The organism is Rhodococcus tukisamuensis NBRC 100609, assembly GCF_001894985.1.
Taxonomy (GTDB): domain Bacteria; phylum Actinomycetota; class Actinomycetes; order Mycobacteriales; family Mycobacteriaceae; genus Rhodococcus_G; species Rhodococcus_G tukisamuensis.
This window is the reverse complement of record NZ_BCXG01000002.1, coordinates 382,598-396,001: the sequence shown is the minus strand read 5'-3', so window position 1 is coordinate 396,001 and position 13,404 is coordinate 382,598. Positions and strand designations below refer to the sequence as shown.

Sequence of the window (13,404 nt, the reverse complement as noted above, 5' to 3'; positions counted from 1 at the left end):
AGGGAACCGGCCCATGCTTTCGACCGAATCGCGTTTCGAGATTGCGGACCGGCTGCATGCCGCGGAGAAGGGGTTCGCCCCGCTCGACCCGTTGTCGGCGCGCTACCCCGACATCGACATGGTCGACGCGTACGAGATCCAGCTGCTCAACGTCCGCCGCCGGGTCCTGGCAGGGGAGCGGGTGATCGGGCACAAGGTGGGGCTGACGGCCAAGGCGATGCAGGAGATGCTCGGGGTCGACGAGCCCGACTACGGGCACCTCTTCGACACCTGCGAGCTGCGCGAGGACGAGCCCGTCGCCTGCTCGCGCTTCCTGCTGCCCCGCGTGGAGATGGAGGTCAGCTTCATTCTCGGTGCCGACCTGCCCGGTTTCGGATGTACCGTTGAGGACGTGCTGGCCGCAACGGAATTTGTGGTCCCGTCCATCGAGCTGATCGACACTCGGATCAAGGACTGGAAGATCGATCTGGTCGACACCGTGTCCGACAACGCCTCGTACGCGGGCCACGCGATCGGTGCCGGGCGAGTCCGCCCCGGCGACATCGATCTCACCGCCATCGACGCGACGCTCAGCATCAACGGCGACCGTGTCGCCGAGGGTTGCAGTGATGCGGTACTTGGGCATCCGGCCAGGGCGGTGGCCTGGCTGGCGCGCACTGTCGACAGCTTCGGGGTGCGACTGACGGCGGGAGACGTCGTGCTGCCGGGTTCGTGCACCCGTGCCGTCGACGTTCGTCCGGGTGACCAGGTCAAGGCCGAATTCGGTGGGCTCGGTTCGGTATCTCTCCAGTTCACATAGGAGTTGGTTTCGATGGCCACAGCGAGCGTCGCGATTGTGGGGTCGGGCAACATCGGCACCGACCTGCTCTACAAGCTGCAGCGTTCGCAATGTCTCGAGCCTCGCTGGATGATCGGTGTCGACCCGGAGAGCGAAGGCCTGGCCCGGGCCCGCCAGATGGGGCTGGAGACCTCCGCTGACGGCATCGACTGGTTGCTGAGCCAGTCCGAGAAGCCGGACCTGGTCTTCGAGGCGACGTCCGCGCACGTGCATCGGGACGCGGCGCCCCGCTACGCGGCCGCCGGCATCCGGGCGATCGATCTCACCCCCGCCGCGGTCGGGCCGCCCGTCGTGCCGCCCGCGAACCTGCGCGAGCACCTGGATGCGCCGAACGTCAACATGATCACCTGCGGCGGTCAGGCCACCATCCCGATAGTCCACGCGGTCTCGCGGGTGGTCGACGTGGTGTACGCGGAGATCGTCGCCTCGGTGGCGTCGCTCTCGGCCGGCCCGGGCACTCGCGCGAACATCGACGAGTTCACCAAGACGACCAGCCGCGGTGTCGAGGTGATCGGGGGCGCCCGCAAGGGCAAGGCGATCATCATCCTGAACCCGGCGGATCCGCCGATGATCATGCGCGACACCATCTTCTGCGCGATCCCGGAAGAGGCGGACCACGCGGTGATCGCCGAGTCCATCCACCGGGTGGTCGCGGACGTCCAGCAGTACGTGCCCGGGTACCGCCTGCTCAACGAGCCACAGTTCGACGAGCCGAGCCTCGCCTCCGGCGGGCACGCGACGGTCACCACGTTCGTGGAGGTCGAGGGCGCGGGCGACTTCCTGCCGCCGTACGCGGGCAACCTCGACATCATGACCGCGGCGGCAACCAAGGTGGGCGAGGAGATCGCCCAGAGGCTTCTCGGCGTCGAGGCGTGAGGGACATGACCAAGAGCGAAGCGGCGCGGCAAGGCACCGTTCATTTCAACGGAATCCACTTCGACAGCTCGTGGGACATCCGGGTCACCGACACCTCCCTGCGGGACGGCTCGCACCACAAGCGACACCAGTTCACCGGCGACGAGGTGCGCGCGATCGTCGGGGCGCTCGACAACGCCGGCGTCCCCGTCATCGAGGTGACGCACGGCGACGGCCTCGGGGGATCGTCGTTCAACTACGGCTTCTCCAGGGTTCCTGAGCAGGAACTCATCAAGATCGCGGTGGACACCGCGAAGCAGGCCAAGATCGCCTTCCTCATGCTGCCCGGACTGGGCATCGGGGAGGACATCATCGAGGCGCAGGACAACGGCGCGTCGATCTGCCGGATCGCCACGCACTGCACCGAGGCGGACGTCTCGATCCAGCACTTCGGGCTGGCGCGTGAGCGAGGCCTCGAGACCGTCGGGTTCCTGATGATGGCGCACTCGACGACGCCGGAGAAGCTCGCCGAGCAGTCCCGGATCATGGCGGACGCCGGCTGCCAGTGCGTGTACGTGGTGGACTCCGCGGGTGCGTTGGTGCTCGAGCAGGTCTCGGACCGCATCGAGGCGCTGGTCCAGGAGCTCGGCAGCGACGCGCAGGTGGGCTTCCACGGCCACGAGAACCTGGGCCTGGGCGTCGCGAACTCGGTCGCGGCGGTGCGGGCGGGCGCGCGTCAGATCGACGGCAGTACCCGGCGGTTCGGTGCGGGTGCGGGCAACGCCCCGGTCGAGGCGCTGGTCGGGGTCTTCGACAAGATCGGCGTCAAGACCGGCATCGACTTCTTCGCGATCGCCGACGCCGCCGAGGACGTGGTCCGCCCGGCGATGCCGCAGGAGTGTCTGCTCGACCGGCAGGCTCTGATGATGGGCTATGCCGGGGTGTACTCGAGCTTCCTCAAGCACGCCGAACGGCAGGCGCAGCGGTACGGGGTCTCCGCGGCCGAGCTGTTGGTGCGAGCCGGCAAGCGCAAGCTGGTCGGCGGCCAGGAGGACCAGCTGATCGACATCGCGCTCGAGTTGCAGCGTGAGGCTGCTGCCCGCTAGGCCTGGGCCGGTAACACAACGAGAAGGGGGCGCACATCCAACGGATGCGCGCCCCCTTCTCGTTGTGCTGCTACTCGGTTGCGTCGCGGATCTCGACGATGCCCTCCATCACGGCATGGTCGATGCTGCTGATCAGGCGCGGGCAGGTCTGCATCGACCCGGTGCGCCCGCCGGCGCCGGCGAACTCAGGGCACGCCTCCGTGGGATTGGCCTGCCACTGGATGCTGGTGTGCCTGACGCTGTTCTTCCGGACGAGTACGCAGGTACCGCAGGCGCGGCACTCCACCTCTTGCAGCCCCTGCTCGAGGTAGGTGTGGTGGTCGACGACAGTCTGCGCACGGACGGCCTCGACCAGGGCAGGGCTGGAAGCGTAGTTCGGGGCCTTGGCCCAGGTCGAGGTCATCGTCATACGCCCGTCTTGTTCTCGGCCGCGGCCTTCTCCTCGGCCTTGCGGGCGAGGTTCGCGTCGACCTCGCGCTGCCACGCCTCGACAGCCCTGGTGGTGTCGATCTCGAACTCGAACCGCTGCGTCATCTTCTCGTCGATGTCGGCGACGTCGACGTAGAACTGCTCGTACCAACGACGCAGCTGGTAGACCGGGCCGTCCTCTTCGCAGAGCAGCGGGTTCTCGATCTTGGTCTTGTTCTTCCAGATCTCGACGTCCTGCTCGAAGCCCATTGCGACGCCCTCGGTGAACTTGCGCGCCAGCTTGTTGCTGGTCGCGTCGTCGAGGCCCTTCGGCTTCTCCACGCTCACGCCGTACATGAGCATGAAGGAGTCCTGCGTGATCGGGTAGTGGCAGTTGATCAGGACGCTCTCGACCTTGTAACCGCTGTAGTTGTTGTGCAGCCAGTTGACCATGTACGACGGGCCGAAGTACGACGCCTCCGAGTCCAGCACGGACTCGCCGTACTGGGTGCCCATGTCGCCTACGTCCGGACGGCCGTGGTTCTGCAGGTACTGGGACGCGACGTGGCCCTCGAAGACGTTCTTGAAGTACTTCGGGAATCCGTAGTGGACGTAGAAGAAGTGAGCCATGTCCACGACGTTGTCGACGATCTCGCGGCAGTTGGAGCCGGTCACCACGATCCGGTTCCACTGCCAGTCGGTCCACTCGTCGGTGAGAACCTCCGGCAGCTCGGGGATCGTGACGTCCTCCGGCGGCGGGTTGCCTTCGGGGTCGTGCCAGACGAACAGCTGCTTGTTGCGCTGCAGCGTGGTCCACGAGCGGGTGCGCGCGAGCGGCGGAACACGCCGGGCATAAGGGATTCCGGTGCACTTGCCGTTGCCGCCCCAGCGCCAGTCGTGGAACGGGCAGGCGATCGAGTCGTCCTTGATGGTGCCCTGGCTGAGGTCGCCGCCCATGTGCCGGCAGTACCCGTCGAGGACGTTCAGCTTGCCCTCGCTGTCGGCGAAGACGACGAGCTTCGTGCCGAACGCTTCCACCGAGTGCGGCTTGCCGTCCAGAAACTCGCTTTCGAGGCCGATGCAGTGCCAGCCGCGGGCGAACCGCGTCGGGGTGCTGCCCACATCGATCTCACGAACGCCCTTGCCGGATGCGCCGCTTCTGTCGGTCATCTGTGCCCTCACATCCCTTCGGTCTTGTTACTAGAACACGTTATAGAACTTGTGTCGGTTTTGCCAGACATTGAGGACAGTTGGCGCAGTCAGGGACTTTCCCTCCGGTAGGCCCGGATCTGCTCGACATGAATGGGAACGTGTTCTAGTCTCAGGTGAAAGTGAACCTCCGAGCCGCACTACACATGAGGGAGTGACCAGTGGGTGAGCACGACAGCCGCGTGGTGATCGAGAAGCTGAACGAGCTTCTGCCGACCCTGCGCGAGCGCGCACAGGAGACCGAGGATCTTCGTCGAATTCCCGACGATTCGATCAAGGCCCTTCAGGAGGCCGGCTTCTTCCGTCTTCTGCAGCCCGCCCAGTGGGGCGGCTACGAGGCGAGCCCGGTGGAGTTCTACACCGCGGTCCGCAACATCGCGAGCGCATGCGGCTCGACCGGCTGGGTGGCCGGCATCATCGGCGTGCACAACTGGCACCTCGCGTTGTTCTCGCAGCAGGCGCAGGAGGACGTGTGGGGAGTGGACCGCGACGTCCGGATCTCGTCCTCGTACGCACCGATGGGCGCGGGCACCGCGGTCGACGGCGGGTACCAGGTCTCCGGTGCGTGGGCCTGGTCCTCCGGTTGTGACCACGCCGACTGGGTCGTCGTGGGTGGACCGGTCATCAAGGACGGCCGCCCGGTCGACTTCGGCAGCTTCCTGATCCCGCGCTCGGACTACGAGATCGACGACGTCTGGAACGTCGTCGGCCTGCGCGGCACCGGCAGCAACACGGTCGTCGTCAAGGACGTGTTCGTGCCGCGGCACCGCTTCCTGAGCTTCAAGGCGATGAGCGACCTGACCGCGCCCGGCCTCGAGAACAACACCGCCCCGGTCTACAAGATGCCGTGGGGCACCATCCACCCCACCACCATCTCGACGCCGATCGTCGGCATGGCCTACGGCGCCTACGACGCGCACGTCGAGCACCAGGGCAAGCGAGTGCGGGCCGCGTACGCCGGCGAGAAGGCCAAGGACGACCCGTTCGCCAAGGTCCGGATCGCGGAGGCGTCCAGCGACATCGACGCCGCGTGGCGTCAGCTGCTGGGCAACGTCGCCGACGAGTACGAGTTGCTGCTCGCGGGCAAGGAGGTGCCGATCGAACTGCGCCTGCGTGCCCGACGCGACCAGGTCCGCGCCACCGGTCGGGCGATCGCCTCGATCGACCTGCTCTTCGAGAACTCCGGTGCGACGGCGCTGCAGAACGGCACCCCGATCCAGCGCTTCTGGCGCGACGCACACGCCGGCCGCGTGCACGCCGCCAACGACGCCGAGCGCGCGTACGTGATGTTCGGTGGCGCCGAGTTCGGTCTGCCGCTCACGGACACGATGGTCTAGGGGACCGCTGATGACAGTGACCGAAACCCCCGAGTACACCTACGAGTCGACCTCGCGCTTCGCCCAGGTCCGTCCGGACCTGAAGCTGCACTACCACGAGGCCGGCGTCGGCAACGGCCCGACGATCGTGCTGCTGCACGGCGGCGGACCCGGCGCCTCGTCCTGGTCGAACTTCGCCAAGAACATCCCGGTGCTGGCACAGCAGTTCCACGTGCTGGCGGTGGATCAGCCTGGCTACGGCCAGTCGGACAAGCCGGTCGATCACCCGCAGTACTTCGTGCACAGCGCCTCCGCGCTCAACGACCTGCTCGACACGCTGCAGGTCGAGGGACGGGTGCACCTGCTGGGCAACTCGCTCGGTGGCGGTGCGGCCGTGCGGTTCGCACTCGACTACCCCGAGCGGGCCGGCAAGCTGGTGCTGATGGGTCCCGGTGGGCTGAGCGTCAACCTGTTCGCGCCGGACCCCACCGAGGGCGTCAAGAACCTCGGTAAGTTCAGCTACCAGCCGACCCGCGAGAACCTCGAGGCGTTCCTGCGGATCATGGTGTTCGACCAGTCGCTCATCACCCCCGAGCTGGTCGAGGAGCGCTTCGCTGCCGCCAGCACCCCGGAGTCGCTGGCCGCGGCCAAGGCGATGGGGAAGTCCTTCTCCAGCGCGGACTTCGAGCTCGGCATGCTCTGGCGCGAGGCCTACAAGCTGCGCCAGCGGGTGCTGCTGATCTGGGGCCGCGAGGACCGGGTGAACCCGCTCGACGGTGCGCTGGTAGCGCTCAAGATGATCCCGCGCGCGCAGCTGCACGTGTTCGGCGGCTGTGGCCACTGGGCGCAGCTCGAGAAGTTCGACGAGTTCAACCGACTGGCCGGCGACTTCCTGCTAGAGGGAGGCAAGTGATGGGTATTCGTTCGCTCGCGTACATGCGCATCGAGGCCACCGACATGGCGGCCTGGCGCGAGTACGGACTGAAGATCCTCGGCATGGTCGAGGGCAAGGGCACCAACCCGGACGCCCTGTACCTGCGGATGGACGACTTCCCGGCTCGACTGGTGATCGTGCCGGGCGAGAAGGACCGCCTGCAGGTCTCCGGCTGGGAGACCGCCAACGCCGCTGAGCTGCAGGACATCCGGGACCGGTTGTCCGGGGCGGGGGTGCCCTTCAAGGAGGGCACCGCCGACCAGTTGCAGGACCGTCGTGTCGTCGAGATGATCGCGTTCGAGGACACCTCCGGCAACACGCTCGAGGTGTTCCACGGCGCGGCGCTCGAGCACCGTCGGATCGTCAGTCCGTACGGCCACAAGTTCGTCACCGGCGAGCAGGGTCTCGGGCACGTCGTGCTCACCACCAACGACGACGACGCGTCGCTGCGGTTCTACCGTGACGTGCTCGGCTTCAAGCTGCGTGACTCGATGCGACTGCCTCCGCAGATGGTGGGCCGGCCCGCGGACGGGGAGCCTGCCTGGCTGCGCTTCCTCGGCTGCAACCCCCGGCACCACAGCCTCGCGTTCCTGCCGATGCCGAACCCGACCGGCATCGTGCACCTCATGGTGGAGGTGGAGAACTCCGACGACGTCGGACTCTGCCTGGACCGGGCGATGCGCAAGAAGGTCAAGATGTCCGCCAGCCTCGGCCGGCACGTCAACGACCTGATGCTCTCCTTCTACATGAAGACCCCGGGCGGGTTCGACATCGAATTCGGTTGCGAAGGACGCGAAGTCGAAGACGAATCCTGGATTGCGCGGGAGAGCACGGCAGTGAGCCTGTGGGGTCACGACTTCACGGTGGGAATGAAGTAGATGGGTTCCCCCGAGGTGGCGCCCGGGACTGCCGCGGAGATCGATCCGCGGCAGTTCCGCACGGTGCTCGGCCAGTTCTGCACCGGCGTCACGATCATCACCACGGTGGACGAGGGCGAACCCGTGGGGTTCGCCTGCCAGTCCTTCGCGGCGTTGTCGCTGGATCCGCCGCTGGTGCTGTTCTGCCCGACCAAGGGTTCGCGTTCCTGGGCGGCGATCGAACGCAGTGGCAAGTTCTGCGTCAACGTCCTCGCCGAGGAGCAGCAGTCGGTGTGCGCACGCTTCGGCTCGCGTGAACCGGACAAGTTCGCAGGGATCGACTGGACGGCTTCACCTCTGGGGTCGCCGATCATCGACAAGTCGTTGGCTCACATCGACTGCACCGTGGAGACCGTGCACGACGGCGGCGACCACTTCGTGGTGTTCGGTCGGGTGCATTCGATGAGTGAGATCAAGACCGAGCGGCCGCTGCTGTTCTATCGTGGGCAGTACACCGGAATCGAGCCGGACAAGACGGTGCCTGCGCCGTGGCGTGACGATCTCGAGGCATTCCTGACCACGACAACAGAGGACACCTGGCTCTAGGAGATCTACAGAGGAGGGTGTCCTCACACCAGAAGGACGGACACTTCAGTGCACGAGCCGCGCGCCATGAGACATCGAGTGATCTTGGCGCAGGCGGTGATCGGGGTGCTCGCAACTTCCGTCGCGCTGACCGCGCCCGCTGCCGCCCAACCGGCAGCGGGCGCGGTACATGCGGGGGTGGTGCAGGCCCGTTCGTGCGCCAACCTGGGCGTCACCATCCCCCTGAACCCGGAGCAGGCCGGCCGCGCCCGCGCAGTGCTCCCGGAGGGTTTCGCCCTCGCTGCGCTGCCCACGATGCTCGTCGAGACCTCGACCTGCGAGGGGGCGAGCGTGAACGACACCGAGATCGGGTCGTTCCACCTCTCCGAGGCCGCACTGTCCGTCGAGCCCCCGCGGGCCGTCAGCTCACCGCGACTGGGCGAGGTGATGGCCGAGAACATCTACATGCTCTCCCAGTTGGACACGAACACGGTTCTGTCCGAGTACAAGTCGGGCCTCGGATATCGGTCGGAGGTCACCGACATCGCGCTTGACCTCGGCGCACCCGACGCGATCGGGCGTCGGGCGTCCGCCTCGGCGGGCGGCACCATCGCGCCGACCACCGCGACCGCGCAGTTGACGCCGTCGCTGCTGCCGGATGCGGTGCGCGTCCCGAATCCCGGCATCGTCTACAAGCTGTGGACCCGAGACAGCCAGGGCCGCTACGTGGTCACCACGAACGCCAACATGACGATCAACCGTCCGGCCGCGGGGGTCGGGACCGTCACGGTGGCGGCGGGCACGACGGCGCACCGGATCCTCGGCAGTGACACCGCCACCGGCGTCGCCTTCTCCGGTCAGGCCGAGAGGTTCGTCAACGACACGTTCGTCTTCCCTGCGGGGTAGTGCGCGGATCGATTGCCCACCAACCCCGAAGGGCCCCTGCGATGCAGGGGCCCTTCGGAATTCGCGGGGCATCCGCGGGCGTCAGGATTCGGCCGCCGACGGTGCCCCGAGGTCGAGGCCTACCCGACGGTGAACTCGCCGGAGACACCGCTGAACGACGACACCGTCCCGGATCGGTCCTTCTGGTCGCCGAAGAGCTGGACCCGGTAGGTGCCCGCCTCCGTGTCGGCCGGGACGTCCCACGTGATCCGGGCGACCGAGCCGTGCTGGCCCTCGCGGCGCCAGCGGTACTTGGTGGACCAGGAACCGTCGTCGGCCACCCGCACCCAGTCCGCACCCTTGCGCCGCTGGATCTCGAAGAAGGTGCCGTTGCGGCGCTGGTTGTTCTTCGGGTGCCCGGTGACGAACTCGACGGCCACCTCGGTGCCGGGCGCCGCGTGCGCGGCGGGCGGCACCAGCACGTCACCGTAGGCGTGACCGGCCACCGGCTCGTCGAGGTCGACGTACTGCATGGCACCGGGCTGGACCGCCGAGAGGTCGCGGGGAGCGGGTCCGCGCGGTACCTGTGCGCCGGTGCGCAGCGCGGCCGCGAGCGCGGCGTAGCCCTGCTGGTAGGCCGGTAGCGTGTACCGGCCGAACAGCGTGGAGCCGCCCTCGTACTGCTGAGAGTCGTACTCCTCCGGGGTGGTGCAGTAGCTCGAATAGGAGTTGGCGTAGCCCTGGAAGATCACGTTCTCCAGCGGGACCCCGAGTTCCTCGGCGACCGTCCGGCGGATCCGCAGCCCCGAGACGATGGTGTACTCGGCCGGTCCGCCGACCACGTAGAGGTCGCCGATCCGGATGATCTGGATCTTGAGCACGTGCGGGACCCAGCCGTCCGGGGGCAGCAGACCGACCGGGACCACCACAAGCTTCGGCGCCTGCGCGTCCGCGAGCCACTGCGGGGTCGGCATGTCGGTGCCGCCGAACGCGTCGATGATCGGGTTACGGGTGCCCTCGGGGAAGATCGGGATGGCCGGGCCGTCCTCGGTGCTGCCGGCGGCCATGGCTGCGCCGATGCAGGCGGGGGAGGTGCTCTGCGGGGTGCCGTCCGGGGTGAACCGGCCGTCGACGCGCTGAGCGGCCATGTCCAGGTACATCATCCGGCTGTCCACGGCGAGCTTCGACAGGGGTGCCGCGTCGCGGAAGGCGGTGCGCGCCGCCGCCAGCTGGCGCTCGCCGATGATCCGGGCATTCTCGAATTCGTCGTCGGTCGGACCGTGTCCGGGCTCGAGGTCGAGGTTCGGGGACATGTCTCCGGCATTGGTCTGCGGGAAGCAGGCGACGAACTCCGGGGCGCCGGCGAGGTAGTCGACGCCCGCGACGTCGTGCTCCCAGAAGTAGGCGGCTGCGCCCTTGTTGTCGCCGGAGATGAGCAGGTTCTCGTTTGTCAGCGAAGCGCAGTGGGTGGGGAACCAGGCGATGCCGCCGACGTTGGTGTCGGCCTGACTGATTCGGAGCACCCGCATGGCGGTGTCGATGCCCAGAGGGTAGTAGTCCTTGTCCGCCTGCGGGTTCCGGTCGAAGGCGGCACGGGAGCGGTTGACCGAGGCGTCGGCGAGCGTGCTGCGGCCGTACGCGAGTGTGCCCGGGGCGAGGTTCTCGTGTGCGGCGGCAACGGCCTCGACGATGCCGTCGACCTCGGCCTGGAAGGCCAGCGGCTGGAAACCCAGGGTGGCCAGGCTGTAGGCGTAGTCGTGACTCGAACCGCCGCAGGCCGCGTGCGAGTGCACGGCGGTGAGCATGACGTTGCGCTCGGTGTAGCGGTCGCCGTAGCGCTCCGCGAGCCGGGCCAGCACGGCGTCGTGCACGGACTGGAAGATCATGCAGGTGTCGGTGCAGGCGTAGACCACCCGGTTGTCCTGGGCGTCGGCGAACACGTACGCGCGCACCCGGGTGCGCTGGTGCAGGCCCTCGGCACGCTGGGAGAACTCGGAGTAGCCCATCATGCCGTTCTCGGCGATGGGGCCGGTGACGTCGGACAGGCCGACGCCGACGCGGAAGCCGCCCGCGGCCGGCGTTGTGCGCACCCGCCCGGCGGGGCCTTGTTGAGCTGCGGCGGCGTGACCCGCGCTCAGGGCTGCGAGCGCCGGTGCGGCCGCCGCCCCGGCGAGCACGCTGCGTCGACTGATCGTCACCACGGATTCCTTTCGGAGACAGGAGGAGCGCCGAACTGGTCAAGCGTCCAGTGAGACAGCACACACGAATCGGCGCCGGATGGCAAGGGCTGACGACCTTCTGCCGGGCGGTCGATCCGTCTAGGATTGACGGTGCTGAACGAAGTTCGAGGTGAGGAACTCGCCAGCGATCGCCGGACGAGGTGGGGTAGCGGCGAACCAGTCGTGCTGTGCCGACTGTTCGGGGGGATGAAACTGGCCGGGCTCCGAGTGGGTGGCTGCGCGGACCATCGCGCGTGACCCGTGCAAGCGCAGCAAGCAGCAGAGCACGACAAGGCAAGGCAAGGATCACTGATCATGCCCAAGACACTGAAGACCGAAGAATCGATTGTCATCGAAAGGCCGCTCGCGGAGGTGTTCGCCTACCTCTCGAACCCCGAGAACGGGACGGCGTGGAACAGCAACGTAATCGACTACAAAGTGATCTCGGGTACCGCCGATGAAGTCGGTTCTGTGACAGAATTTTCTGCCAAGGTTGCAGGCCTCCGCCTCGAGGCGACGGAGGAGCTCACCACGTACGAGCCCAACAAGCGACTTCAGTGGCGTTCCAAGGAGTCGAGAATCGGCTACACCCGGGAGTTGGACTTCGACAGTGACGGCGACGGCACTCGGGTGACCTTCCTGCAGGAGGCCGAGGCCGGCACAGGCCTGTTCAAGTTCGCCGATCCCATCGTGCAGAGGCTCTACACGCACGATGTCCGGGGCAATCTGGAGAAGGCGAAGACCATCCTCGAGTCCTGACGGGGCGCAGGGTCCCGATTCGTCACACCGTCCGGGCGTCCCCGAACGTCATCTTCAGGTCGGGCATGGACGAGGTCATCATGGCCCGCCGTGGCAGGCCGAGCGTTCGCAGTTCGTCGGCGATCGGGTGGCTGCCCAGATGCAGTTCCGCGCCGCCGATCCTGGACCGGGCGCCGCGCGGGTTCATGTCCCACGCGGTGTGTCGGGTGACGCCGTCGAGGTGTGTGTACGCCTCCAACGAGGTGTTGGTCCCGGAACCCGGCAGCGGCACACCCGGTTTGACGGTCAGCCCGGCGATCAGCCTGCCGTCCTGACTGACCGCGGCGCGCTTGACCTTGCCGGTGTGGTCGGCGTCGAAGTCGGCGAGCACCTTGGGAAACCCCCAGATGCCGCGGCCGGCGGCCATGGTGAACTCCCCGTCGACTGGGAGCTGGTGGATGAGGGTGCCCGCCCTGCCCGTCGCCAGGGCCTTGAGGTCCTGCATCACAGAGCCGCCGCGGACCCGGTGGTCGCGGACCATGAACGCCACGCCGAACTCGTTGTACGGGCCGAGGTCCCCGTCCACGTAGTCGACGAAGACCAGCGCGCAGATGCCGTGGCCGGGCCGGTACTGCAGGACCTCGAGCCCGGTGTACCCGATCAGGGACTGTGTCGCTCGGGTCGGCACGGAGTACATCGCCATGAAGGCCGACGCCTGGCGGACCTCGACCGGGATCTGGACTTGCTGGCCGAGGATCTCGTGGGAGGTCATGACGCGACTCGCCCGCAGTTCGTGTTCACCGAGACTCCCTCCGTTGTGCAACCTGTTCTATCACCGGCGGTGGGGTTTGGACATGCCGTTCGCCTGCCGGGGTCGTGTGGTCAGGGGCCCGTGATGGGCGGAGTGGCCCACATGTGCGAGAGGAGCGTGAAGCTCGGGAGGTCGTCGAGGGAGACGAGCGACTCGTAGATGCGTTGGTACGACGTCTCGGCGATTCGCCAGTGCCCGTCGTCGTCGCGGTGGTACCGGTCGGTGTAGTAACCGGCGCCGCGGATCACGCTGTTCGCGCCGGGCACGATCACCGTGTCCTCGAAGGCCCACGAGCCGGTCGCGTCGGAGCCGTCCACCGAGATCTCGGGATGGTTGGCGACGTGCACGGTCGTGACCGCCGGACCGAGCGCGTCGCGCATGAATCCGGTGAGGGCGTCTCGGCCCTCGAAGACCAGCGGTTCGGCGAGCGCGTGGGTGCCGTAGTGCGCGACGACGTTCTCCGACAGGGTGTCCGCGAACTCGTCCCACCGTTTCAGATCCAGCGTACGGAAGTACCGGTACTTGAGCTGCCGCAGCTCGTCGAGTGCACCGAGCTCTTCGAGGGATCGGAGGGTCACTTGCGCAGCTTCTCACACGCGATTGCCCGCGGCGGGAACTTCAGTCGATCCCGGTCTCGGCACGG

14 protein-coding genes are annotated in these 13,404 nt (G+C 67.5%); 9 read left to right on the top strand and 5 right to left on the bottom strand.

What is annotated here, in order from left to right; all coding sequences use genetic code 11:
• The first annotated feature begins 13 nt into the window (after nt 1-13).
• The 3 genes from RT2_RS03850 to dmpG are packed head-to-tail and all read left to right on the top strand — an operon-like array spanning nt 14 to nt 2,799.
• Nucleotides 14-799 carry a 2-keto-4-pentenoate hydratase gene (locus tag RT2_RS03850; protein ID WP_072843184.1) on the top strand — a complete coding sequence of 262 codons (786 nt, stop codon included), beginning with the start codon at nt 14-16 and terminating at the stop codon, nt 797-799.
• Nucleotides 800-811: 12 nt separating this feature from the next.
• Nucleotides 812-1,714 (top strand): acetaldehyde dehydrogenase (acetylating), encoded by a 903-nt coding sequence (locus RT2_RS03845; RefSeq protein ID WP_072843183.1) that lies wholly within the window; start codon nt 812-814, stop codon nt 1,712-1,714.
• Between the two features lie 5 nt (nt 1,715-1,719).
• The gene (gene dmpG / locus RT2_RS03840) at nt 1,720-2,799 is read left to right on the top strand and encodes a 4-hydroxy-2-oxovalerate aldolase (protein ID WP_072843182.1); all 1,080 of its coding nucleotides are present in this window, start codon (nt 1,720-1,722) and stop codon (nt 2,797-2,799) included.
• A gap of 70 nt (nt 2,800-2,869) precedes the next feature.
• Here the strand turns inward: dmpG and RT2_RS03835 are convergent, their stop codons facing one another.
• Both RT2_RS03835 and RT2_RS03830 read right to left on the bottom strand, forming a co-directional pair.
• On the bottom strand, nt 2,870-3,208 hold the full coding sequence (locus RT2_RS03835; RefSeq protein ID WP_072843181.1) for a hypothetical protein: 339 nt from the start codon (nt 3,206-3,208) through the stop codon (nt 2,870-2,872).
• Nucleotides 3,205-4,377 (bottom strand): 3-ketosteroid-9-alpha-monooxygenase, oxygenase component, encoded by a 1,173-nt coding sequence (locus RT2_RS03830; protein WP_072843180.1) that lies wholly within the window; start codon nt 4,375-4,377, stop codon nt 3,205-3,207. The genes RT2_RS03835 and RT2_RS03830 overlap by 4 nt, the downstream gene beginning before the upstream one ends.
• A gap of 200 nt (nt 4,378-4,577) precedes the next feature.
• On the opposite strand from RT2_RS03830, the gene hsaA reads away from it, so the two are divergent.
• The 5 genes from hsaA (at nt 4,578) to RT2_RS03805 (ending at nt 9,014) form a co-directional block, all read left to right on the top strand.
• Nucleotides 4,578-5,753, top strand: a complete 1,176-nt coding sequence (gene hsaA, locus RT2_RS03825; protein ID WP_072843179.1) for a 3-hydroxy-9,10-secoandrosta-1,3,5(10)-triene-9,17-dione monooxygenase oxygenase subunit — start codon at nt 4,578-4,580, stop codon at nt 5,751-5,753.
• Between the two features lie 10 nt (nt 5,754-5,763).
• On the top strand, nt 5,764-6,645 hold the full coding sequence (gene hsaD / locus RT2_RS03820) for a 4,5:9,10-diseco-3-hydroxy-5,9,17-trioxoandrosta-1(10),2-diene-4-oate hydrolase (RefSeq protein WP_072843178.1): 882 nt from the start codon (nt 5,764-5,766) through the stop codon (nt 6,643-6,645).
• On the top strand, nt 6,645-7,544 hold the full coding sequence (hsaC, locus tag RT2_RS03815; protein ID WP_072843177.1) for an iron-dependent extradiol dioxygenase HsaC: 900 nt from the start codon (nt 6,645-6,647) through the stop codon (nt 7,542-7,544). The genes hsaD and hsaC overlap by 1 nt, the downstream gene beginning before the upstream one ends.
• Nucleotides 7,545-8,129, top strand: coding sequence for a 3-hydroxy-9,10-secoandrosta-1,3,5(10)-triene-9,17-dione monooxygenase reductase subunit (gene hsaB, locus RT2_RS03810; RefSeq protein WP_072843176.1), 585 nt, complete (start codon nt 7,545-7,547; stop codon nt 8,127-8,129).
• A gap of 66 nt (nt 8,130-8,195) precedes the next feature.
• A complete protein-coding gene (locus tag RT2_RS03805; RefSeq protein WP_139191119.1) occupies nt 8,196-9,014 on the top strand; it encodes a hypothetical protein in 819 nt (272 codons plus the stop codon).
• Nucleotides 9,015-9,133: 119 nt separating this feature from the next.
• Here the strand turns inward: RT2_RS03805 and RT2_RS03800 are convergent, their stop codons facing one another.
• The gene (locus tag RT2_RS03800) at nt 9,134-11,191 is read right to left on the bottom strand and encodes a neutral/alkaline ceramidase (protein WP_072843174.1); all 2,058 of its coding nucleotides are present in this window, start codon (nt 11,189-11,191) and stop codon (nt 9,134-9,136) included.
• Between the two features lie 336 nt (nt 11,192-11,527).
• Between RT2_RS03800 and RT2_RS03795 the strand changes: the two genes are divergently transcribed.
• The gene (locus tag RT2_RS03795; RefSeq protein ID WP_072843173.1) at nt 11,528-11,971 is read left to right on the top strand and encodes an SRPBCC family protein; all 444 of its coding nucleotides are present in this window, start codon (nt 11,528-11,530) and stop codon (nt 11,969-11,971) included.
• 22 nt (nt 11,972-11,993) lie between these two features.
• Here the strand turns inward: RT2_RS03795 and RT2_RS03790 are convergent, their stop codons facing one another.
• Both RT2_RS03790 and RT2_RS03785 read right to left on the bottom strand, forming a co-directional pair.
• Nucleotides 11,994-12,722, bottom strand: coding sequence for an acetoacetate decarboxylase family protein (locus RT2_RS03790; RefSeq protein WP_072843172.1), 729 nt, complete (start codon nt 12,720-12,722; stop codon nt 11,994-11,996).
• 110 nt (nt 12,723-12,832) lie between these two features.
• Nucleotides 12,833-13,339 carry a nuclear transport factor 2 family protein gene (locus RT2_RS03785; RefSeq protein WP_072843171.1) on the bottom strand — a complete coding sequence of 169 codons (507 nt, stop codon included), beginning with the start codon at nt 13,337-13,339 and terminating at the stop codon, nt 12,833-12,835.
• Nucleotides 13,340-13,404 lie beyond the last annotated feature (65 nt).